Origin of the sequence: Streptomonospora arabica (genome assembly GCF_039531585.1) — a bacterium.
GTDB lineage: Bacteria > Actinomycetota > Actinomycetes > Streptosporangiales > Streptosporangiaceae > Streptomonospora > Streptomonospora halophila.
Genome location: NZ_BAAAQI010000023.1, coordinates 24,513 through 46,644, shown reverse-complemented (window position 1 = coordinate 46,644; position 22,132 = coordinate 24,513). Strand labels below are relative to the sequence as shown.

Below are 22,132 nucleotides of genomic sequence, written 5' to 3'. Positions count from 1 at the left end.
CATCGACCACCATGCGGGGACCCGCTGCCGCCGCCCGAACGGCGCGAACGCCCGGAACACACCGGAGACCGGCCCTTTCCCGGGCGCCGGAGCGGGCCGATTCCGCTGACGGCGTACAAAGGGGCTGGTTGGGAAGCTCTTGGTCCGGTTAGATGTTGTGCTGAGTGACTAGCGCCGAGTATTGAGGAAGGCGAAGTGACTGGAACCCTTGCCCCCACCCAGCCGCTGACGGCTGCAGACCGTTGCGACCGTTGTGGTGCGCAGGCGTACGTCCGAGTGGTTCTCAACTCCGGTGGCGAACTGCTGTTCTGCGCGCATCACATGCGTGAGCATGACGATTCGATCCGCAAGATCGCCGCCGAGATCCAGGACGAGACCAGCCGATTGCAGGAGTCGCCGGCCGCGTCCGCCGATGAGGAGCGTTAGGTCATCACAGGCGTGCGGCGGCGGTCCTCCTCCGGGAGGGCCGCCGCCGGCCTCGTTCTCGGACCCTTTCGCCGCCCGCAGCGCACTCCCGCTGCGGCCGCCGCTCACCGGGGCCGCGGCGCACCGCCGTCCGGCTCGGCGGGGCCCACCCGGTAGCCGTACGCGCACTCCAGGGCGAAGCCCGCCCACTTGTAGACCCGCTGGGCCACCGCGTTGTCCTGTTCCACCAGCAGGTAGGAGCACGCGGCACCCTTGGCCGCCGCCCACTCCAGCAGCGACTCCAGCACCGCACCGGCCAGCCCGCGGCCGCGGTCGGCGGGGCGCGTGGCCATGGCGTAGACGCCGGCCCACTCCCCGTTCAGCACCGCGCACCCGCGCGCGGCACCCGAGCGATCGAGCCCGTAGCCGACGGCCGGCGCCCGCTCCAGGATGCGGTGCAGCGCCGGGACGTGCTCCGGCGAGCGCCCGGACTCCCCCCACAGCGCGCGCCACGCGTCGTCGGGCCGCGACGTGACGGTGACGTCGGCTCGGCGCGGCTGGGGCGGCCGCTCGGCCAGGTCGCGCACCATCACCTGCGCTGCGCGCTCCACGCCGTAGCCGTGCAGCGCCAGCCGGTCGTCGGTCTCGCCGTCACCCGGCCAGATCTGCACACAGGGCGCCGCCCCGCGTGCGCGGTAGAACTCCTCGACGACCCCGACCGGGGCACCGGGCTCCAGGCACACGGCCGAGTTCGCCCGCCGGGTCACCCCTTCGCTCCAGGCCAGCCGCCACCCCGAGCGTATCTCGACCTCGGCGGCGGGCCAGTCCTCCGCCACCCGCCGGGCCCACCACGCCCCTGACCGCACCTGCCACCCCCTGATCACGCATTCCGGCGCTCCGCCGAGCGTCCAACCTAGGGCGTGCCGGGGCGGCAGGCCACCGCACTACCGCGTGGGGGTCAGCACATCGAACACCTCCCGGACGGCACATCCGTGCGCAAAGCGGACCGGTGTGCGCCAGACGAGCGGTGCGGCACCCCTATCCTTGTGCCGGGTCCGGTCGCGGCCGACCCGCGCCGCGCAGGCCGTCTCCCGCTGTCGACGAGTTGGAAAGTTCCCGCATGCTGATCCTGCTGCCCCCGTCCGAGGGGAAGGCCGTGCACGGAGACGGCCCGCCGGTCGACACGGGGGCGCTGGCGCTGCCCGAGACCGCCGAGCACCGCGACGAGGTGCTGGCCCGGCTGCAGGAGCTGTGCCGCGGCCCCGAGGAGGCGGCCCGGGAGGCACTCGGGCTCTCGGCGGCCCAGGGCGAGGCCGTGCGGCGCAACCGGGAACTGGTCCGGGCGCCGACACTGCGCGCCGCCGACCTCTACACCGGCGTGCTCTTCGACCGGCTGGCCCTGCCGGACCTGCTGGCGTCGGCGGCCGCCGACCGCGCCGCCGAGTCGGTACTGGTCTTCTCCGCCCTGTGGGGCGTACTGGCCCCCGGCGACCGCGTGCCGCCCTATCGGCTGTCGATGGGCTCGCGGCTGCCCGGCGTCGGCCCGCTGGGCGCGTTCTGGCGCGCACGGCTGAGCGACCTGCTGGACAAGCGGGCCGACGGGAGCGCGGTCGTGGACTGCCGGTCCTCGACCTACGCCGCCGCGTGGCGGCCCGGCGGCGCAACCGCCGGGCGCACGGTGTCGGTGCGGGTGCTGCGCGAGACCGGCAGCGGCGCGTCGGCCACGCGCAGCGTCGTCAGCCACATGGCCAAGGCCGCACGCGGCGCGGTCGCGCACAGCCTGCTGGCCGAGGACGTCCGCGCGCACACCCCGGCCGAGGTCGCCGAGGCGCTGAATGACATCGGCTACACCGCGGAGCTGCACGTCCCCGATCGCGGCGGCCGCCCCTGGCGGCTGGACGTGATCGAGCGGGCCTGAGGCCTGAGCCGCAAGCACCGTCCGCGGTACTGCGCCGACGGCCTCCGGGAGGACGTGATACCGGCATCGACCTGCGAAGGCAGAGGTCTACACCACCTGGTAACAAACAGGTCTCGACGCTTTATCTCGGCCATACACGGCACTCGGCATGATTGCCGGTGTCGGATGAGGAAGCAGTGCGTGAGCGGGCGCACGGCCACGGCGGCCCCCGAGTAGTCGCCACGGAATACGGGGGCGGGCCGCACGTCGCCGCCGCGGGCACGTTCCGGGCCGGTTCTCTTGGTCAGGGGGGCCGGCCCGGACCGCATCCCGAAGCGGCGCACCCCGGCACGCCCCTCCCCTGACCTGCGCAAACCTCGCCGACGCCGACCGGAAGCGGTGCAGACCCGGTACCGGCGTACACCCACGGACCGCACGGAGCATGGACGACGCGACACGACGCCGACCGACGGCGCAGACGGGACCGGGCCGCACAACCCGCGGGTGCGCGGCGCGCACAGCAGCGCTGCGCGCGGGCGCACCGGTGCCGGGGCTCCGGTGGGCGTGCCCGGTCCCGCCCGTCCGCCGTAGCCGTCCCGCCGTCGGGCACAGGGGCGGCACGGGCTGCTTGGCCGGGTCAGTCCAGGTAGTCGCGCAACACCTGGGACCGCGACGGGTGGCGCAGCTTCGACATGGTCTTACTCTCTATCTGCCGAATGCGCTCGCGCGTGACGCCGTAGACCTTCCCGATCTCGTCGAGGGTCTTGGGCTGGCCGTCGGTGAGCCCGAACCGCATCGAGACCACGCCGGCCTCGCGCTCGGAGAGCGTGTCGAGCACCGAGTGCAGCTGCTCCTGCAGCAGGGTGAAGCTGACCGCCTCGCCGGGCTGGATCGCCTCGGAGTCCTCGATGAGGTCGCCGAACTCGGAGTCGCCCTCCTCGCCCAGCGGGGTGTGCAGCGAGATCGGCTCCCGGCCGTACTTCTGGACCTCGACGACCTTCTCGGGGGTCATGTCGAGCTCCTTGGCCAGCTCCTCGGGCGTGGGCTCGCGGCCCAGGTCCTGCAGCATCTGCCGCTGCACCCGCGCCAGCTTGTTGATGACCTCGACCATGTGCACCGGGATGCGGATGGTGCGCGCCTGGTCGGCCATCGCCCGGGTGATCGCCTGGCGGATCCACCACGTGGCGTAGGTGGAGAACTTGAAACCCTTGGTGTAGTCGAACTTCTCGACCGCGCGGATCAGACCGAGGTTGCCCTCCTGGATCAGGTCCAGGAACAGCATGCCGCGGCCGGTGTAGCGCTTGGCCAGCGACACCACCAGGCGGAGGTTGGCCTCGAGCAGGTGCTTCTTGGCGCGTCCGCCGTCCTCGGCGATCCACTCCAGCTCGTCGCGGAACTCGCGGGTCAGCGAGTCGCCGTCGTCGGCCAGCTTCTCCTCGGCGAACAGGCCGGCCTCGATGCGCTTGGCGAGCTCGACCTCCTGCTCGGCGTTGAGGAGTGCGACATTCCCTATCTGCTTCAGGTAGTCCTTGACCGGGTCCGCGGTGGCTCCGGCGGCGACGACCTGCGCGGCGGGGGCGTCGTCGTCATCGTCGTAGAGGACGAAGGCCTCGTCCTCGGAGGTGTTGGCCGCGGCTTTCTCCGGGATGCCGACGGACTCGGGCTTGACCCCCGAGCCGGCGACCGGCCCCTCGGCGGGCGCGAGGCGGTCGTCGGTGTCCTCGACGAGCTCCAGCTCGACGCCGGTGTCCTCGAACTCCTCGTCCGTCGCCTCCAGCTCCAGCTCCTGGTCCTCGGCGACCTCCAGCCCGGCGTCCTCGCCCTGGTCGTCCTTCGCACCGGCCTGAGCGGCCCCGGCTGCGGGAGCGGCCGCGGCGCCGGCGCCCTCGGCGCTCTTGGTCGGGGAGTCGGTCTTGGCCTTCTTGGCCGCCGAGGTGGACTTGGCGGACTTGGCGGCGCTCTTGCGGGCCGGCTTGGCGGCCGGCTCGGCACTCGCCTCGGCTTCCCGCTCCTGGTCGGCCTCCTGGACCGGGGCCGCCGCCGCGGCGCGCTTCTTCGGCGCGGTGGCGGTGGCCGCAGGCGAGGCGGAGTCGACGACCGCCGTGACGGTGTCGGTCTGCTCTTGGGCGGCGGCGGCGCGCTTGGCGGCCTTGGGGGCGGACTCCGCGGGCTTCTTGGCGGTGTCGCGCTTGCGCCGCGACGCGGACTTGCGGCGCGACGGCGCGGACTCCTCGGCCCCCACGACCAGGGTCACGCCCTCTTTGGTCAGGCTGCGGAGGACCGCCTGGGCCTGCGACATCGGGATGTCGGCCTCTTCGAAGGCACGGCGCACGTCCTCGGGCTCAAGGTACCCCTGGGACCGCCCACGCTCGATCAACTGCTGGATGACGGGCTCGTGCAGCGAGTCCGGCTGCTTAGAGCGGGTCGAACTGGCAGGTGACACAAACACCTCTCGAACGGACGTGTGGCGAGATTGCTGGACCCGGCGGCCCTATGAGCCGCGAGGGGAGAGCCCCGCCCTCTCCTCGCTCTTGCCCGGGATCATCCCCGCCTGGCCGACGGGGACACCGACTTCTTTCAGCGTATGCGCCCTCTCTAGCGTTTGGGCACATCCGCCCAGTAGGATTTTCCCGCTCTGTGCGCGGGCCCAACCCCACCGTCGGGTCCTCGAACCCACCCCCCGCCGGAGCGGGGCTGATGGCTCCTCCACCTTAGGCAAAGTGTCGGACTTCTTCGTACGGTCTCCTACTCCGGTGCGCTGTCCATCACCGGTAGGTGGACGGCGAGCAGCGTGACGTCGTCGTCCTGCTCATACCCCGCGAGCATGCCCTCAACAAGGTACTGGAGCATGTGCTGTGGATCGCCCACCACCTCCGGCCGCGCCTGGGAAGCTACGGTGACCAGTTCGTCGAGACCGGATGCGACCGCGCGCTTTCGGTTCTCAACAAGTCCATCGGAATAGAGCACCACGGTGTTACCGGGTTGGACGAAAAACTTGTGGTGGCCCCGCTCGGAGCTGACCCCCAGCGGGGTGTCGGGGGCGGTCTCCAGCAGCCAGGGGCCCGCGTTCTCGGTGACCACCAGGGGCGGCAGGTGCCCGGCGTTGCTCAGGTCGATCTGCCCGGTCTCGGGGTCGAGCACGAAGTAGACGAGCGTGGTGACCTGGTCGACACCCTCGGTGGCGTCGAACATCCGGTCCAGGCCGGTGAGGACGTCGGCGGGCTCGGGCATGCTGAACGCCAGCGCGCGCAGCGCGTTGCGCACCCGGCTCATGCCCGTGGCGGCCTTGATCCCCTTGCCCATCACGTCGCCGAGCACCCCGGCCACGCGGCCGTCGGGCAGCGGGAACGCGTCGTACCAGTCGCCGCCGACCTGCACGTGCTGGGTGCCCGAGCGGTAGAACGCCTGCATCCGGATGCCCTTGACCTTGGGCAGGTCCTCCGGCAGCAGGCTGGCCTGCAGCGCCTCGGCCGTGCGGTGCTCGCGCTCGAAGAGCTTGGCCCGCTCCAGGGCCAGCGCGCACTGGCCGGCCAGGGCCTCCAAAAACACCTTCTCCTCGTCGGAGATGTCGCGGGCGCTGGCGAACGTGAAGCGCAGCGCGCCGATGGGCTGGCCGGCGCTCAGGAGCGGCAGGGCGACCCAGGCGCGCTCGTCGGTGGCGCGCAGGAACTCCAGCGCCTCGGCCTCGTCCGCGTCCTCCAGCAGCGCCCGCATCTCGGCGGGGTTGCCGGCGATGAACGGACGGCGCTCGCGGACCGCGAACTCCATGGTCGCCGGGCACTCCGCACCGGCGGCGGTGCGCGCGCCGGAGCGGGCTCCGTGCTCGTCGCCGAGCATGTGCAGCCGCAGGTCGTCGCGGTCCAGCTCGCCCAGCGCGGTCGAGTCGGCGCCCACGGCCGACTGCCCGATCTCGGTCATAGCCTGCACGACCTCGCCCACGGTCAGCGCCTCGGCGAGGTCCGCGGTGGCCTTCTGCAGCCGCACCGTGCGCAGTGCGGCCTCGCCCAGCTGCTGGGTGAGGCGCTGGCGCATGTCGTCGGCCTCGTGCTGGGTGGTGATGTCGCTGTGCGCGCCCACCCACTCCATCAGCGAGTCGCCGCGCATGATGGGCACGGCCCGGGAGCGGTAGTAGCGGAAGTCGCCCGACTGCGTGCGCACCCGGAAGATCTCATCGAAGGTGGCGCGGTCGGCGACGGCGTCGTTCCAGGCGCGCTCGACCTGGTCGCGGTCGTCGGGATGGGCGGCGTCGAGCCAGCCCCGGCCCAGGTACTGCTCGGCGGTCTGGCCGGTGATGGTGCGCCACTCCGGGCAGTCCTCGCGCACCTCACCGCCGGCGTCGGCGGTCCACACGACCTGGTTGGTCGCGGTGAGCAGCGACCGGTAGCGCTCCTCGGTGCGCCCCAGCGCCACCTCGGCCCGGTAGCGGTCGGACAGGTCGACGGCGATCATCGCCACCCCCTCGGCCTCGCCCTCGCCGCGGGCCGGGAACCAGGACAGCGACCACTGGCGCCGCTCGCCGGACTCGTCGGGCTCGCCGGCGGCGAGGCGGTGGCCGCTGTCGACCGCCTCGGCTCCCGCGAGCACTTCGGCGATGGCGGCCTCGTGGGCGGCGGCGTCGTCAGGCGAGGCCAGCACGTCGGAGGGGGTGCGGCCGCGGCACGCGGGCTCCTCCAGACCGTAGATGGCGGCCAGGGTCCGGTTCATCCGCTGGAACCTGCCCGCGCGGTCGAAGAAGGCGAACCCGATCGGGGCCTCCCTGAGCAGCGTGTCCAGCAGGGCGGAGTCGACGGGGCCCAGTTCGGACATGCGAGGGGGCGGGACGGACGTCTCGGTGCTCAACAATGACACCTCCGGGGTCCTTTCCCCCGTTCGAGGGGACTCGCCTGGGCGAGCGCCAGAAGCTTAACCAATGCGGGCGGGCACCTGTGGAGGCGGAGGCCGCTTCGTCCACGGCTCACCGGTGGCCGCGCCGATCACTCCCTATCGTCCATGACGCACCGGCGACGTGCGATCCCTGACGCGAAATCCCGCAAGGGGGCGTGCCGGGCCCGTCACCGCATCAGCATAGGCCACAACCGCATCGACTCGCCGAGACGGGGACTGCGGAAAGTCAGCGGCCATAGCGGATGGTAAATAATACGCCTTGGTGTCCACCCTAGGCTGCTGTCCACCGTTTCGGATAGCCTTTTCCTAATGCCGTGTGGTTTGCGCAGGATAAGGCTGGAAAGTCTGCCTACTCTAGGACACGCCCCCTGTCCGAAAACAGGACCGCAACCGGACGGTGCACGGCCGCTGCTCAGCGGCGACCGCGTTCACAAGGGCTGACCGGCCGCGTCTCAGCGGCGCGCAAAACCTCGTTAAGGCCCTCCGTTGCAGGGGTTGACACCCCGCCATAACGAAGTGAAATGGATTGTGGTCGACGAGTCGACGGCCAGGCCAAGCATGCGAGGGGGCGTGAGCGAGGATGCTGCAAACGTATCCAGTGGGTGATCTGCAACGTATCGCCGGACGACTCCAGGACGAGTTCGTCGGGCTCGGACTGTCCCACCGATGCGTCGAACGCTGTGTCCACGACACGTGGAAGTGCGCCGAGCACCTCGGCTTCACCGTCACCGCCGGACTCGTGGAGCGGGTGGCCCGCGAGCACCTGCAGGCCATGGTCAAGTCCGCGCCGCCCTCCGGGCTCATCGCCCCGCCGCGGACCCACGGCCACGACCGGCTGGCCTGACCCGCCGCACGCAGCGCTCCGCACGCAGCGCTCCGGCGCCGACCGCGCGCCTCGTCCACCCCGCGCCCCCGGCGCGGGGCGGACGTGTGCGCACCCGCTCCGCGGCTCCCGGTCGCCGGCCCCTCCGCCCCGTCGCCGGCGGCGCCCCGAACCGCCCGCCCTGCTCCCCGCGCAGCCCGCGCCGCGCCGATCCGCCCCGCTGCCGGGCGTTCGATCGCGCGCACGCACCGCGTCCGATACCGCCGGTGCCCTAGGCTCTGTGGGGTGTCCGTACCGCCCCACTCAGACCAGCCGGACCCCGGTGCCCTGCCTGACGCCGTCTTCGCCGAGATGCTGCGCGCCGCACGCGCGCTGCTCGCCACCCGCGACCCCCTGGACGCAGAGATCGGAGTCAGCGAGATGCTCGGCTCCTGGTGGGGCCGGCGTGTGCCGGGAGTCGACGTCGAGCGCCTGCTCGGCGACGGGCTGGTGGCCCACGCGCAGGCCTCCGGGTCCGCGGCCGGCCTCGCCCTGCTCACCGGGATCGCCGTTCTGGGCACCACTGTCCGCCAAAGGGAACTGGCCGAAAAGGGAGCGGCGACGCTCACCGAGCGCGGCGTCGCCCGCCCGGTCTGGGCCGAGTCCGTGGGACGCGCCCGGCCCATCGCCGCCTACACCTCGGGCACCCGCTTCGGCGACACCGACGACGTCATCACGACCTTCCGCTACGGCAGCGGCGACGACGACGCCGAATCCGGCGAGCACGCGCTGATCGCCGTCCTCGACCACAACAGCGGCGGCGTGCTGCGCGACGCCTGGGTGACCACCAAGGTCGAACGTCTGCTGGAGCACTGCCGCGGCCAGGCCGAGGGCGGCGACCCGATGGCGACCTTCACCCAGATCCGGCCGGAGCGCGCCCGCCACCTGCTGGAAGGCGCCGTCGAGCAGACCGACCGGGCCATCGCCGCCAACGCCGGCGGCCCCGGGATCACCGACGGTTCGCCGGCCGCCCACCACGCGCTGATCAGGTCGCGCGTGCGGGCGCTGCCGCGCGACCCCAGGGCCAACCAGCGCGCGGCCCGCAGCCGCGACCGGCGGGCCACCCTGGCCGCGCGGTTCCTGGCCTCCGACGCCGCTGCGGAGCTCTCCGACTCCGGCGCCGCGAGCCGCTGCGTCGACCACATCATCGCCTACGGCTGCGACGCCGACTCCGACCGCCCGCTGCGGGTCAGCCCCCGAAAGATCGAGGCGTTCCTGCTCAGATGGCTGCCCCGGCGCGTCATCCTGCTGCCCGAGGAGCACGAGGCCATGCCGCACGTGCTGGCCGCGTGGATCCGCTGGGCGGGACCGCGCCACGGGCTGCCCGAGGTCGCGGTCAACGCGACCCTGGACGCGCTGTGGGAGGCGACCTCGGCCTTCACCACCTCCTACCTGGACGCGGCCTCCTTCGGCCTGCCGCCCGAGGTCGTGCGGCGCCTGGTCCCCGACGGCGACCTGTCGGCGCTGCCGCGCCGGATGTTCGCGTTCCCGCTGCTGACCAGCGACCTGCTCGCCGAGTCTGAAGACGAGTTCGACCCCGCCACCCGCGAGGGCAGGCGCGCGCTGCTGCGGCTGGACCACTTCGGCGAGTACGACTCCCCCGTCAAGCACAAGGGCAAGCACTCCACCGGCGCCCCGGCGGGGCCCTCCGCCGACCCGGCCGCAACGGAGGAGGCGCTCGACGCCCACGAGCGGCTGGCCGAGCGGCTGTGGAAGGGCGAGCCCGCCGAGCTGTGGACCGCCGCCGAGCGGCTGCTCGACCGCGGGCATGAGCGCCCGGTGGTGCTGCGCATGCTGATGGAGGTCGTCGAGGACGCCGAGCCCGGCGAGGACGTCACGGCCCGCCTCGAAGACCTCTGAGGCGCCGGCACCGTTCGCCTGCGTCCGACCGGGTCAGGGCGGGTCAGAACGCTGGGAGGTACCACGCCGCGAGCATGGTGGCGAAGACGGCGACCAGCACGGCACCGGTGATCGCGAACCCGATCCGGAACGGATGCCGCTCGAGGACCGAGACCAGGTCCAGCCCGGGGTACATGTCGGAGAGCTCGCCGGCGCTGACCGGCTCGCGGGGACCGCTGCACGGCACACCGAGCGTTCACCAGCCGGTCGACTTCACCGCGGGGGTAGGAGCGGCAGGCAGCCGGAAGAGGACGGCGCGCCGGGCGTCGAGCAGGAACAGGGTGTCACCGGGCGATCCCCTGTGCGCGACGAGGGTGGCGCGCACCACCTCCGCCACGCGCGACCGCGCCCGGCGCCGCTGGAGCACCAGCCCGCGGGTGACGACCTCCTGCTCGGTGAGGACGACCCGGTCGCGGTGGATGTGCCCGGCGCCGAAGGCGAGCATCGCGCCGAACGGCACCGCCGCGGCCAGCGCCGCCGCGCCGCCGGCGCCGACCGCCGCGCTCGCGACCACGGCGACCGAGAGCGCCGCCGCGGCGCACAGGTACATCAGCCCCTTGCGCCTGTCGGGCCGCAGGACGAGGTCCTCGTGCATGCCGTGCAAGTGCCGCCGCGTCCCCTACTCCAGCTACTGTCCCAGCATGCGCCCGCGCACGGCCTCGACGGTGGGCCGGTCCAGCCCGAGCCCGTCGCGGACGTAGCCCTCGAAGGTACCGAACACCCGCTCCACCTCGGCGTAGGCGTCCTCCAGGTAGGCCCGGCGGCACTCGGTCATCGGCGCCACGAGCGCGGGGTCGACACCCGAGCGCTCGCAGGCCTCGCGCGTCAGCTCCTGCATCCGGACCAGCCGGTCGTTGCTGGCCAGGTAGTCGGCGAAGACGGTCTCGCGCGGCACCTCCAGGATCTCCAGCAGCACCGCCGCGGCCCAGCCGGTGCGGTCCTTGCCGGCGGTGCAGTGGACGACGGCCGCGCCGGGGCCGGCGGCGATGCGCCGCACCATCTCGGCGTAGCCCGCGCGGGCGTCCTCGGCGCTGACGAGGACCCGGTTGACCTCGTGCATGAACCTCGTCGCGCCGCCGTCACCGAAGACGGTCCGGGCCCGCCCGGGCTCCGTCAGCACCTGCACCAGGTCGGCGCCGGTCGAGTGGTCGCCCTGCACGTCCAGCACGACGTGGTCGGCGCCCTCGGGCAGCCGGTCGGGCCTGCTTTCGCGCTCGAAGGACGTACGCAGGTCGATGACCTGGCGGACACCGGCCTCCTCCAGCGTGCGCATGTCCGCGGCGTCCACCCGGTCCAGGGCGTCGGAGCGGAAGACCACCCCGGGGCGGACGCGGCCGCCGCCGCGCGTGGCGTGTCCGCCGAGGTCGCGGAAGTTGGGCGCGGTGGACAGCGGGGCAGGCGCTAAGTACGTCACGGCCCGACCATACCGGGCGGTATCCGACACGGCCGCGGCGCCCGTACGTCCGCGGGCTGAACAGGTCGTTGACGCGCCCGCCCCGGCAGCGGGCGGGCGAGGGCCGTTCGCCGAACGGACCGCCGCCCGCCGCGCCCCAGCCGTCCCGGATCTAGCGCGCGCCGCGCAGGGCCGGGATCTGCTCGCCGGCCTCCTTGACGTCCTTGACCGTGTCGACGCCCCGCCAGAACCCGGTGATCCGGTAGCCGAAGAGGCGGCCCTCGGCGGCCAGGTCGGGGAACGTGGAGGACTCGTGGTCGCCCTTGGCCGGCAGCAGGTCGGTGGCGGCGCGCTCGAAGACGTAGACCCCGGCGTTGATCCAGAACGGCAGCATCGGGCTCTGGGTGAAGCCCTCGATCGCGCCGTCGTCGGTGACGTCGACGATGCCCCAGCTGGTCTGGTACTGGGCCAGCGCCAGGGTCGCCAGGCCGCCCTTCTCGCGGTGGAAGGCGGTGAACTCCCCCAGGTCGAACCAGGTCAGCACGTCGCCGTTGAGGGCGAAGTAGGGCGCGGCGGACTCGCGCAGCCCCGACGCCGCGTACCGCAGCGCACCGCCGCGGCCCAGCGGCTCGTCCTCCACCAGCAGCGTGATGTCCAGCCCGGAGGGGTGTGCGTCGAGGTGCTCCCGCAGCACCTCGGCCTTGTATCCGCAGGAGACCACGACGTGCTCGACTCCGTGACCGGCGAGCCACTCCAGCTGGTAGTCGATGATGGGGCGGTCGGCCACCTCGACCATCGCCTTGGGGCGGGTGTCGGTGTAGGGGCGCAGCCGCGTCGCCTGTCCTCCCGCGAGGATCACGGCCTGGCCGACGGGGGCGTTGGGTCCACTCATGGGGCGGACACTAGCAGCAGGCGCCCGCCGCCCGGCCCGGCCGCCGGAGTCACGCGGAGCCCGCGCCGTGGCCGGGGCGCGCCCCCGTCGGCGGGGGTCTGTCAGCGCTGGGTGGCCTCGGCGTAGGCCTGGCGCACGTCGGCGCTGGTGACTACGGTCAGCTCCGCGGCGGTGGCGCTGTCGCCCAGCTCCTCGGCGACCCGCACGTCGCGCTGCGAGCACGCCTTCTCGAACAGGGAGCGGGCGAAGCGGCCGTTGCCCAGTTCGTCGATCCAGCCGGACTCGCACACGTAGCCGAAGATGCGCCGCAGGTCCTCGCGGGCGGAGGCGTCGAAGGCGTCGCCGGTGCCCTCGGCCACGGACTCGGCGATCTCGGCCAGCTCCTCGGCGGTGTAGCTGGGGAAGGCGACCCGGACGTTGAAGCGCGAGGACAGGCCGGCGTTGCTGGCCAGGAACCGGTCCATCTCCGCGGGGTAGCCGGCGAGCACCACGACGAGCCGGTCGCGGTCGTCCTCGGCGCGCTTGAGCAGGGTCTGCACGGCCTCCGCGCCGAAGGCGTCGCCACCGCTGTAGCCGGGGTTGTGCAGGGCGTAGGCCTCGTCCACGAACAGCACCCCGCCCAGCGCCCGGTCGACCAGCTTGCCGGTCTTGATGGCGGTGGCGCCCAGGTGCTCGCCGACGAGGTCGGCGCGCTGGGCCTCGACCACGTCGGCGCTGCTGAGCAGGCCCAGGGCCGCGAAGACCCGGCCGAGTATGCGCGCGACCGAGGTCTTGCCGGTGCCGGGCGGCCCGGAGAAGACGAAGTGCCGCATGGGCGGATGGTTGCGCAGGCCCTGCTCCTCGCGCAGCTTGGCCATCTGCAGCTGGGCCACCAGCGAGCGCACCTGGCGCTTGACCGGCTCCAGCCCGATCATGGCGTCCAGTTCGGCCAGCGCCTCGTCGATGTCGGGCGCCTCGCCGAACCCCGCCAGCCGCGCGGTCAGGCCGTCGAAGGCCGCGGCGATGTCGGGGGCGCGCACGGTCACCAGCTCCGCGGCCTCGGGCGGGCCCGCCTGCTCCGAGGAGGTGACCACCCGCACGTCGCGCGCCTCGGCGGCCTTCTCGACCAGCGAGCGCGCGAAGCGGCCGTTGCCCAGGTCGTCGATCGCGCCGCGCTGCACGATCCGGTCGAAGCGGCGGCGCAGGGCGGGGCGCGCCTCGCCGTCGAGCAGGTCGCCGCGCTGCTCGAAGAGGAACCCGGCGATGCGCTCAAGCTCGTCGGCGCTGTAGCTGGGGAAGGTGATGCGGGTGGAGAACCGCGAGGCCAGGCCGGTGTTGGAGGCCAGGAACCGGTCCATCTCGGCCTCGTAGCCGGCCAGGATGATCACCACGCGGTCGCGGTCGTCCTCGGCGCGCTTGAGCAGGGTCTGCACGGCCTCGTTGCCGAACCGGTCGGGTTGCCCGTCGGAGTCGTTGACCAGCGCGTAGGCCTCGTCGACGAACAGCACGCCGCCCAGCGCGCGGTCGACCAGCTCGTTGGTCTTGATGGCGGTGGCGCCCAGGTACTCCCCCACCAGGTCGGCGCGCTGGGCCTCGACGACCCGAGGCGTGGGCAGCAGGCCGAACGAGTGGAAGACGGTGGCCAGCGTGCGGGCGACGCTGGTCTTGCCCGTGCCGGGCGGTCCGGAGAAGACCAGGTGGCGCAGCGGCCGGTCCACGGCGTACCCGGCGTCGGCGCGCAGCCGGGCGGCCTCTATGGAGGCGGCGATGGCGCGCACCTGCTGCTTGACCGGGTCCAGCCCGATCATGTCCTCCAGCTCGGCCAGCGCCTCGTCCACGGGCACGGGTACGGCGTCGTCGCCGCCGTCCTGGCCCGCGCGGGCGCGCCCGCCCTCGGTTGCGCGCTGGCGCGCCTGGCCGCCTGCCTGCTGCGCGGGCGCGGCGCCGCGCGTGCTCCGGCTGCGGCCGGGCGGGGGCGCGCCGAGGTCGCTCATCGTGCGGCGCAGCCGGTAGGCCGCCACCACCCGCCACAGCAGGGCGGCTCCCGCGCCGGCGAAGGCGCACACGACCCCGAGCGCGGCGGGCGCGGACCCGGCGAGCATCCCGGCCAGGGCCGTGCCCATGCCGGCGATGAGCGCCACCAGCAGCGCCAGCAGGGTGGTGTGCCACACCGGGAAGGCGGTGATGCGGGTGGCGGCCAGCGAGACCAGCAGCGGCAGCAGGGGCAACAGCAGTAGTACCGACGAGTCGGCCACGCGGATGGGGATGAGGAACAGCGTGTAGGCCAGCACCAGCCAGCCGATGCTGATCAGGGCGGTGGCCACGGCGTCGGAGGAGCGCATCAGCGCCGCGAAGACCAGCAGGGCGGCGGCGGCCGCGAAGACGGTGGTGGCCACCGGCAGGCCCAGCAGCAGCGCCGCCACCGCGAGCACGGTCACGACGGCCAGGCCGGCGACGAGGCGGGTGCGCAGCGGGAAGCCGTAGTAGAGGCCGCGCAAGCGGTTCAGGGCGGAGGCGCGGTGGGGCGGCTCCGTGGTGCGGGAGCGTTCGTCGCGCGGCATCCGTTTCCCTTCGTGCGTAGCGGGTCCCATATTCAAGCACTGCAGCACTGCCGCGGCGTGCATAGGAGCCGTGCCCAGCAGGGATCCGGCGTGTCGGGGCCTGACCGGCTACAGCAGGGGTATCTGGCCGCCGGGGTCGGGGCGCGGCTTGCGCAGGTGCCGCCACTTGGGCAGGGCGTCCAGGTAGGACCAGGTCATCCGGTGGTGAGGGGTGGGGCCGTGCTCGGCCAGTGCCGCGCGGTGGGCGGGTGAGGGGTAGCCGACGCAGGTGTCGAAGCCGTAGTCGGGAAACGCGGGGTGCAGGCCGGCCATGTAGGAGTCGCGGTGCACCTTGGCCAGGACCGAGGCGGAGGCGACCGCGACGCAGGAGAGGTCGGCCTGGATGCGGGTGCGCACGCTCCAGGGCGCGCCCAGGAAGTCGTGCTTGCCGTCGAGGATGACGGCGTCGGGCCTGAGCGCCAGGCTCTCCAGCGCGCGGGTGGCGGCCAGGCGCAGTGCGCGGGTCATGCCCAGTTCGTCGATCTCGCCGGGCCAGGCGCTGCCGACGGCGTGGTCGCGCACCCAGCCCCGCAGCGCCTCGGCCATGCCGGTGCGCCGCTGGGGGGTGAGCCGCTTGGAGTCGGTGAGCCCTTCGGGCGGGCCGGTGCCGTCGGCGATCGCCGCGCAGACCACGACCGGGCCGGCCCACGCGCCGCGGCCGACCTCGTCGACTCCGGCGACGCAGTCGGCGCCTCCGGCTTGGAGCTCGCGCTCCAGGTCGTAGGTCGGCACCGGCACCTCACCGGCGGCCGCCGCGGTGGAGGCGGCCGGGGACGGGCGGGTCGAGGGGGTCTCAGCGGTCTCAGCCACGGGACAAGCCTAGAGCGTCACCGGCGGCCGCCACACCTTTGCGGCCGGAAGCCACAGGGGATTTCGGGGGGCCACCGCGTGTTACGCAGTGCCATGGGACGTCGCTGTCGGTAGTTTCCGCATGACTCCGGGTCGCCGAGGAAGGACGCATGGAGCTGAGCAGAGCACACAGCCGAGCGGGCCCGGTGCCGGCCCGCGGCGGGCACACGGACCGCGGGGCCCGTTCCGCGCGGGCCGCGCCGGCCGGAAAGCGGCGCGGCGGCGCCGGAGGACCGCGCGGCGGCGCGGGGTCGTGGGTGCGGCGCGGCAGCGGTGCGCTGCGCGCGGCGCTGCTGGGCGCCGCCGCGCTGCGCGGGCGGATCGCCGCCGCCTGGATCGCCGCCGCCTGGGCCTGGGAGGCGCTGGCCGGCGGGCCGCGCACCGATCTCGCGGCCGGCGCGGTGCTGGCGTGCGCCGCCGCGTTCGCGGCGGGCCTGGCGGCGCGGCCGGCCGGGCTGGTTCTGGCCGCGGCGGCTCCGCTGGCGCAGCTGCGAATGGCGCAACCGCCGGCGGGGCCGGGCATCCCGCATGCCGCCGGACCGGAGGGGGCCTCGGCGGCGCTGCTGCCCTCGGCCACCGCGGCGCCGTGGTGGATCGCGCTGGCCGCCGTTTGCCTGCTGGGGGCGCTGACGCCGGGCCGGATCTCGCTCGACGCGCTGCTGACACGCCGGCGCGGCCGGCGAAGGACCCTGCGGAGCGGGGCGAATGCGGTTTTCGAGGACGAGCGGATCGGCAGACGGCCTGAGGAAGCTCCGCCGCTCCCCTATCCTGGGGGGAGGGTCGAATCGACGCGGCCCTCCCGTATCTGACCCGGTGTCGCCGGAGGCCCCCAAGCCCGCTCCCTCTGGTCGGCCTGTGTCACGCACCGAAGGGGAATAGCCACGCATGTCCGCCGCCGATGAGGGCTCGGTCGCGAAGCTCATCGAGATCGCCCATCCGCCGACTCCCCGGCAACGGATCGCCTCGTGGGCCTCGCGGCCCCCGGGCCGCCTCTACATCCCGGCCTGCGCGGTCGTGGGTCTGGTCCTGCTGTACGAGGACAGCGTGCCCGGCGGGCACCTGCCGACCTTCGTGCTCGGCATGGGCGGCGGAGCACTGCTCGCGGCCATGGGCGCGCTGCGCCTGGGCATCGCGTTGAGCATCGCCCGCCCGATGATCGCCCGCTACTGGCTGCGCTGGACCACCGCGCCGCTGATCGCCGCCGCCGCCATCGCGCTGTCGCTGACCGACATCCCGCTCCAGGCGCGGGTGGACACCTCCGCCGCGGCGCTCAAGGACGTCGCCGCCACCGCCCAGCCCGCCACGACGGCTCCCCTCGACACCTGGGCGGGGCTGTACCCGCTGAAGTCGGTGTCGGTGACCGACGACGGCGTCACGCGCTACACGGTGCGCGGAGCGGGGCTGCTGGACTCCTCCGGGCTGGCCTACAGCGCGGAGCCGCTGCCCACCGACGTGTTCGTCAAGGGCCACGGCGGCATCGTCTACGAGCACATCAGCGGCCCCTGGTACTCCTGGACCGAGTACTGACCGCGCGGGTTCCCCGCACCGCCGTGCTTCTCCTCACGCCCGGGTTTTCCCGTTTTGCGGGCCGTGTCTCACCCTGCCTTTATCCGGCGCCGATAGACAGGGATGCGACAGGTTCTCCTCAGGGACGGGAGATTGCGATGAACGAGTTCATGACGGCACTGCACCTGCGGATCTACGACGCCGTCAGCGCACTGCACGAGGCGCGCGAGCACGGCGACACGGACCTGTGCCTGCTGCAGGCGGGTGAGCTTGAGGACCTGGTGGAGATCGCGGCGCGGCACGGCGTCGACATCGACTGCGGCTACGGCGAGCTGGCCGACGCCGCCTGAGCGCCGGCCCGCGGCGCGGGGCCCGTTGTACGGGGGCGGCCCCGCGCCCGGCGCCGGCCGGACCGGCGAGTCCGGGCGGAACACGAACGAGGGGGAGGCGGCGCGCCGCCTCCCCCTCGTCGTCTCCGGTGGCCGGAGCGGGTGCCCGTCAGCGCCGGCCGCCGCCCTTGCCGCGACCGCCGCCGGAGCCGCCCGTGCCGGAGGCCTGGTCGCCGGTCTGCCGGCCGCGTTCGGCCGCGGCCGCGACGGCGCCCTGGACCTGCTGGAAGGCGTCGTCGGCCGCGTCGGCAGCATCGGCGGTGTCCGCGGAGCCCAGCGACCGCCGCTTGCCGCCGCCCCGGGCGTTGCCGCCCAGATCGGGCAGGAGCTGGGCCAGCAGCAGCGTCGACAGCGCGGAGGCGTCGCCGCTCTGACCGTCGGTGCGCACCACCACGGGCTGCGGAGCGTGCTCGGCGAGGGTGGCGCCCACGTCCAGGCGGCGCCTGGCCAGCTCGTAGCGCAGGACCGCGCGGTTGTCGCGGTAGGAGGTCGCCAGTCGGCGCTGCGCCTTGGCCTCGTTCTGCGCTGCCACGAGGTCGGACTTGCCGCGGGTCTCGATCTCGAAGCGGACGCGCTGGGCCTCGGTCTCCTGCTCCTCCAGCATCTGCGCGACGTCCTTGCGGGCCTTGTTCAGCGCCGCGTTGACCTCGACGATCTTCGCGTCGCGGGTCTTCTTGGACCGCTCGATGTCCATCAGCAGGGTGTCGATGCGCCGCTTGCGGGTCAGCTCCCACTCCTGCTCGTAGGCCACCAGCTCCTTGGCGACCCGCTCGCGGGTGGCCAGGTGCTGCTGGTACTGGCTGGGCAGCTGGACGTCGGGGATGTTGCAGCCCATGATGCGCACGCCGTAGCGGCTGAGCTGGCGGTTGAGCAGCTCCTGCATGTCGGCCACGTCGGAGCCGCGCAGGTCGTAAGCGCTCTCGGTGAGCACCTGGCGGCTGCGCTGGCGGATGGCGTCCTGCACGGCGTTGGACAGCACCAGGTCGAAGTTGCTGGCGCCGATGCTGCGCACGAACGCGACCGCGTCGGTGATGCGGAACTTCAGGAAGAACTCGATCGACTTCAGCGGCACGTTCTCGTGCGTGGGGCAGGCCAGAACGGGCGCGGTGTAGGGGATCTCGGTCGAGATGTCGACCACGAAGTCCACCCGCGACCAGGGGTGCCACAGGTAGTGCCGGCCCGGGTCGAGCTGGCCGGCGACGGCGCCGTACTTGGTGAGCACGCCGACGGTGCCCTGCTCGATCTCCACGATCGAGGAGCGCCACCACCACAGCAGGCCGAGCATGAGCGCGCCGAGCGCGAGCGCGAACGCCGGGATCGCCGCCCAGGACAGGAGGAGGCCGCCGACCACGCCGAGCAGCAGCGCGGTCAGCAGCATGTAGAGCGCGAACCACACCAGGGCGGTCCACTTCAGGCCGCGGCTGTCGCGCGGGATGACCACGGGCACCAGCGCACCCTGGTCGCCGCCGCGCAGCAGGCGCGCGATGTCGTTCCAGGAGGCCAGCGCCTCCTTGATGCTGGAGCCGCCGGTGCCCGGCTCGGGCTGGTGCTGGCTCATCGGTTGCCTCCCTCGTCCGTGCCGGGCTGGGACCACGGCGGCGCGGGCGGGCCCTCAGGCGATGGGAACTCCCCCGGCTGCGGCGCCTGCCGCTCGGACCGGCCCGGCGCCCCTCCGGCGGGTGCCGCCGGAGCGGAGCCGCCGAACCGCGGCGCGGACGCGCCGCCCTCGGGCTCCTCGCCCGCGGCCGAGCTGATCCGGTCGTCGATGGTCTCGTCGCTGACCGACTGGCGGATCTCCTCGATCCGGTCGGCGTTGGGGACCTCGTCGGGCTCCGCCGGCTCGACGGTCTCCTCGTCCTCCTCCAGGACCCGGGAGATCTCGGCCTCGCGCTCGGCGATGCGGTCGGAGATCTCGTGCAGGCGGGAGCGGATGGCGGCCATGTCGTCGTCGGTGAACAGAGTCGCCTCGGCCTCGCCGATGATCCCCTGCGCCACGCGCAGGAAGTCGACGCTGGTCTCGTCGCCGCCGCCGATGTGCAGCACCTGCGGCAGGCTGTCGGCGACCGACTCCAGCTTGTCCAGCAGGTCCTGCTGGTAGCGGTAGTTGAGGATCTCCGGCGCCTCGGCCGCGCTGACCGCGCGGATGTCCAACGCCTGGGCCTCCAGCAGCGCGGCGTTGGCGTTCGCGGTGCTCTCGGCCTCGACGAAGCGCTGCCGGGCCTGGGCGCGGGCCCGGTTGGTCTCGCGCTCCAGGGCGGTGTCCATCTGCGCCTGGTACTGGGCGATGTCGGCCTGGATGGCCGAGAGGGTCTCGTTCAGCGAGGCGAGCTCCTTGTTGAGGTCGCCCTCGTTCTGCTCCTTGCGGAGCTGGAGCTCGTACTCGTAGGTGTAGGCCTCCTTGGCCACCCGCACCATCTCCGGCGCGGCCAGGTCCATGCGGTACTCCTTGCTGGAGGGCTCCGCGTGGGTGATGTTGGCGTTGGTCAGCCGGACGGCGGGCAGGAACTGCTGGTTGAGCTGCTCCAGCAGCCGCGCGGTGTTCTCACCGACCATGTCGTAGATCTCCGACGCCTGCTGGTCGTAGATCAGGCTGCGGGTGACCTCGCTGATGGCGTTGTTCAGCTTCTCCTGGAAGCCCTGCACGGCGCCGAGGACGAAGATGAACTGCTCGGGGTCCTCGATCTTGAACTGCACGAACAGGTCGATGGAGGCCTGGACGCCGCTCTTGGTGGGTGCCTCGCGGATCGGCGCGTTGAACGGGTACTCGCGGGTGGTGTTGACGATGTAGGAGACCCGCTTCCACGGGTTGAGCAGGGTGACGCGGCCGGGGCCCACGACCTGCTCCAGCTTGCCGAAGCGGGTGATCAGCGCCGCGCAGCCGTCGGGCACCATCACCATGCCCTGGCGCCACCACATGAAGGCCGCGAACAGCAGCAGGACCACCCAGAAGTGCACACCGAAGAACGGGTTGAGCAGCGGGCCGGTGACCGCCGAGACGGGGAAGGTGACGACCTGGCCGACGACGCCGACCACCAGCAGCAGGATCACCGGCAGCATGGTGGTGAAGGTGCGCCCGCGCGGGATCACCATGGGGCAGATGACGTGGACCGGGCCGCCGGAGCCGCGCTCGTAGGAGCTGCGGTTCAGTGCCTCGCCGGCGTTGTTGAGGGAGGAGCTCTGCTGCTCGATGCGGGTTCCCACCGAGGCGCCCTGGTCACGAGCGGCCAGGAAGTCGCCCGGATCGAGGCCGAACCCCTCCGCCGCATCGCCGAGCGCGTCGGACACCGCCTCGCGTGGGTCGCCCCCTTGGGCGATCGAGGAAGCGGCTCCGCGCACCGTCTGCGCGAAGGACATAGGTATCGACTCCTTGCTGGTTGCGGAACTGCGGATTCGACGCGGGCATCGCCTCTGCGGTTCCGCGGCTCCTGCTGAGAGTGCAGGCATCGTCCCACACCGCCAGGTGCCGACCTGTGGCCGGACGATAACCATCCTCTATCCATGTCCGAAACACGTGTCCAGATCCGGCCAGGCCACGCGCCCCGCCGGCCGGGGACACCCCGCGGCCTCCGAAGCGCGGGCCGCCCGGCGTCGGGTTCGGGGCGTGCCGGGGTAGCGTCGTCTCCGAAGCGTCGGGCCCGGGGCGCCCGCCCCGGGCCCGCGCAGTTCGCCAGACGACGGGAGATGGACGATGGCTTCGGTTCCCAGCAGCCTGCTGACCACCGCCGGCCTGATCGGCGGGTACAGCGTCGCGCGCGCCACCGGCAACCGGCGGTTGGGCGGTGCGGTTCTGGCCGTCTGCGGCGCGGGCGCGTTCGCGAGCTGGCGGCGCAGCGCCGGACTGCCCGCCGCGACGGCGCTGTCGGCGGTCTACACCGGGGCGTTCGGCCTCTCGCACCCGCTGTCGAAGAAGCTGGGCGCATGGCCGTCAGTGCTGGCGGTGACCGCCGCGACCGGCGCCGCCGCCCACGTGGTCGCCGACCGGCGGCGCGGGCGGGCCTGACGGCGCGGCCGAAGCGCGGCCCGCGGTGTGCGGTTGCGGACCGCCCCGCGCACCGGGCGGCTCAGCCCTGGGTGATGTAGGCCTCCAGCTGGCGGCGGTCCTGTTCCAGCTGGCTGATGCGGCTCTTGACGACGTCGCCGATGCTGACGATGCCGACGAGCTTGCCGCCGTTGAGCACCGGGACGTGCCGGATGCGGTTCTCGGTCATCAGCACAGTGAGGGTGTCGACGGTGTCCTCGGTGGTGCAGGTGACGACACCGGTGGTCATGATGTCGGAGACCGGTGCCCCCAGGAGCTCGGGACCGCGCCGGTCGAGCGCGCGCACGATGTCGCGCTCGGATGCGATGCCGACCACCCTGCCGTCGTGCATCACCACCACCGCGCCGATGTTGTCTGCGGCCAGCCGCGTGAGCAGTCCGGCCACCGACTCCCCGGGGCTCACGGACACGACGCCGGAGCCCTTGTCCTTGTTGCGCAGAATCTCAGCGATCAGCATGCGGCCACCTTTTCGCGAAGGGTGACCATGGGTTACCCCCTGAGCACGAGGGCTAATCGGACCCGTCGGCCCCGGCGGGCC

The 22,132-nt window shown here is 73.1% G+C and carries 20 protein-coding genes; 8 read left to right on the top strand and 12 right to left on the bottom strand.

Going from position 1 to position 22,132, the window contains the following annotated elements:
• Positions 1–195 precede the first annotated feature (195 nt).
• A complete protein-coding gene (locus ABD284_RS23855; protein WP_344147981.1) occupies positions 196–426 on the top strand; it encodes a DUF7455 domain-containing protein in 231 nt (76 codons plus the stop codon).
• Positions 427–530: 104 nt separating this feature from the next.
• Here the strand turns inward: ABD284_RS23855 and ABD284_RS23850 are convergent, their stop codons facing one another.
• Positions 531–1,289: a GNAT family N-acetyltransferase gene (locus tag ABD284_RS23850; protein WP_344147978.1), complete on the bottom strand. Its 759-nt coding sequence runs from the start codon at positions 1,287–1,289 to the stop codon at positions 531–533.
• A 236-nt stretch (positions 1,290–1,525) separates the two neighbouring features.
• On the opposite strand from ABD284_RS23850, the gene yaaA reads away from it, so the two are divergent.
• On the top strand, positions 1,526–2,323 hold the full coding sequence (yaaA, locus tag ABD284_RS23845; RefSeq protein ID WP_344147975.1) for a peroxide stress protein YaaA: 798 nt from the start codon (positions 1,526–1,528) through the stop codon (positions 2,321–2,323).
• A gap of 616 nt (positions 2,324–2,939) precedes the next feature.
• Here the strand turns inward: yaaA and ABD284_RS23840 are convergent.
• Both ABD284_RS23840 and ABD284_RS23835 read right to left on the bottom strand, forming a co-directional pair.
• Complete coding sequence (locus ABD284_RS23840; RefSeq protein WP_344148041.1) at positions 2,940–4,634, bottom strand: RNA polymerase sigma factor; 1,695 nt, start codon at positions 4,632–4,634, stop codon at positions 2,940–2,942.
• 413 nt (positions 4,635–5,047) lie between these two features.
• Entirely contained in the window at positions 5,048–7,141 is a 2,094-nt protein-coding gene (locus tag ABD284_RS23835) for a SpoIIE family protein phosphatase (RefSeq protein ID WP_386699754.1), read from the bottom strand.
• Positions 7,142–7,766: 625 nt separating this feature from the next.
• Between ABD284_RS23835 and ABD284_RS23830 the strand changes: the two genes are divergently transcribed.
• On the top strand, positions 7,767–8,030 hold the full coding sequence (locus ABD284_RS23830) for a hypothetical protein (protein WP_344147972.1): 264 nt from the start codon (positions 7,767–7,769) through the stop codon (positions 8,028–8,030).
• Between the two features lie 330 nt (positions 8,031–8,360).
• A complete protein-coding gene (locus tag ABD284_RS23825; protein ID WP_344148036.1) occupies positions 8,361–9,908 on the top strand; it encodes a hypothetical protein in 1,548 nt (515 codons plus the stop codon).
• A gap of 43 nt (positions 9,909–9,951) precedes the next feature.
• Here ABD284_RS23825 and ABD284_RS23820 read toward each other — a convergent pair whose 3' ends face one another.
• The 6 genes from ABD284_RS23820 to ABD284_RS23795 form a co-directional block, all read right to left on the bottom strand.
• Complete coding sequence (locus ABD284_RS23820) at positions 9,952–10,134, bottom strand: hypothetical protein (RefSeq protein ID WP_344147969.1); 183 nt, start codon at positions 10,132–10,134, stop codon at positions 9,952–9,954.
• A gap of 9 nt (positions 10,135–10,143) precedes the next feature.
• Positions 10,144–10,542, bottom strand: coding sequence for a hypothetical protein (locus tag ABD284_RS23815; RefSeq protein WP_344147967.1), 399 nt, complete (start codon positions 10,540–10,542; stop codon positions 10,144–10,146).
• Between the two features lie 33 nt (positions 10,543–10,575).
• Complete coding sequence (locus ABD284_RS23810) at positions 10,576–11,361, bottom strand: tyrosine-protein phosphatase (RefSeq protein WP_344147965.1); 786 nt, start codon at positions 11,359–11,361, stop codon at positions 10,576–10,578.
• 151 nt (positions 11,362–11,512) lie between these two features.
• Positions 11,513–12,232: a nucleotidyltransferase family protein gene (locus ABD284_RS23805; RefSeq protein ID WP_344147963.1), complete on the bottom strand. Its 720-nt coding sequence runs from the start codon at positions 12,230–12,232 to the stop codon at positions 11,513–11,515.
• 101 nt (positions 12,233–12,333) lie between these two features.
• A complete protein-coding gene (locus tag ABD284_RS23800; protein ID WP_344147961.1) occupies positions 12,334–14,772 on the bottom strand; it encodes an AAA family ATPase in 2,439 nt (812 codons plus the stop codon).
• 108 nt (positions 14,773–14,880) lie between these two features.
• The gene (locus tag ABD284_RS23795) at positions 14,881–15,621 is read right to left on the bottom strand and encodes a ribonuclease HII (protein ID WP_386699753.1); all 741 of its coding nucleotides are present in this window, start codon (positions 15,619–15,621) and stop codon (positions 14,881–14,883) included.
• Positions 15,622–15,770: 149 nt separating this feature from the next.
• Here ABD284_RS23795 and ABD284_RS23790 point away from each other — a divergent pair, with 149 nt between their 5' ends.
• From ABD284_RS23790 to ABD284_RS23780, 3 genes are all read left to right on the top strand, one after another.
• Positions 15,771–16,469 (top strand): hypothetical protein, encoded by a 699-nt coding sequence (locus ABD284_RS23790; protein ID WP_344147958.1) that lies wholly within the window; start codon positions 15,771–15,773, stop codon positions 16,467–16,469.
• A 76-nt stretch (positions 16,470–16,545) separates the two neighbouring features.
• Positions 16,546–17,187, top strand: coding sequence for a hypothetical protein (locus ABD284_RS23785; RefSeq protein ID WP_344147955.1), 642 nt, complete (start codon positions 16,546–16,548; stop codon positions 17,185–17,187).
• Positions 17,188–17,324: 137 nt separating this feature from the next.
• Positions 17,325–17,516, top strand: a complete 192-nt coding sequence (locus ABD284_RS23780; protein WP_344147952.1) for a hypothetical protein — start codon at positions 17,325–17,327, stop codon at positions 17,514–17,516.
• A 148-nt stretch (positions 17,517–17,664) separates the two neighbouring features.
• On the opposite strand, the gene ABD284_RS23775 is transcribed toward ABD284_RS23780, so the two are convergent.
• On the bottom strand, positions 17,665–19,113 hold the full coding sequence (locus ABD284_RS23775; protein WP_344147949.1) for an SPFH domain-containing protein: 1,449 nt from the start codon (positions 19,111–19,113) through the stop codon (positions 17,665–17,667).
• Positions 19,110–20,909, bottom strand: a complete 1,800-nt coding sequence (locus ABD284_RS23770; protein ID WP_344147946.1) for an SPFH domain-containing protein — start codon at positions 20,907–20,909, stop codon at positions 19,110–19,112. Before ABD284_RS23770 ends, ABD284_RS23775 begins: the two co-directional genes overlap by 4 nt.
• 334 nt (positions 20,910–21,243) lie before the next feature.
• On the opposite strand from ABD284_RS23770, the gene ABD284_RS23765 reads away from it, so the two are divergent.
• Positions 21,244–21,555 (top strand): hypothetical protein, encoded by a 312-nt coding sequence (locus tag ABD284_RS23765; RefSeq protein WP_344147943.1) that lies wholly within the window; start codon positions 21,244–21,246, stop codon positions 21,553–21,555.
• 61 nt (positions 21,556–21,616) lie between these two features.
• Here ABD284_RS23765 and ABD284_RS23760 read toward each other — a convergent pair whose 3' ends face one another.
• Positions 21,617–22,051: a CBS domain-containing protein gene (locus ABD284_RS23760; RefSeq protein ID WP_344147940.1), complete on the bottom strand. Its 435-nt coding sequence runs from the start codon at positions 22,049–22,051 to the stop codon at positions 21,617–21,619.
• Positions 22,052–22,132: the final 81 nt, after the last annotated feature.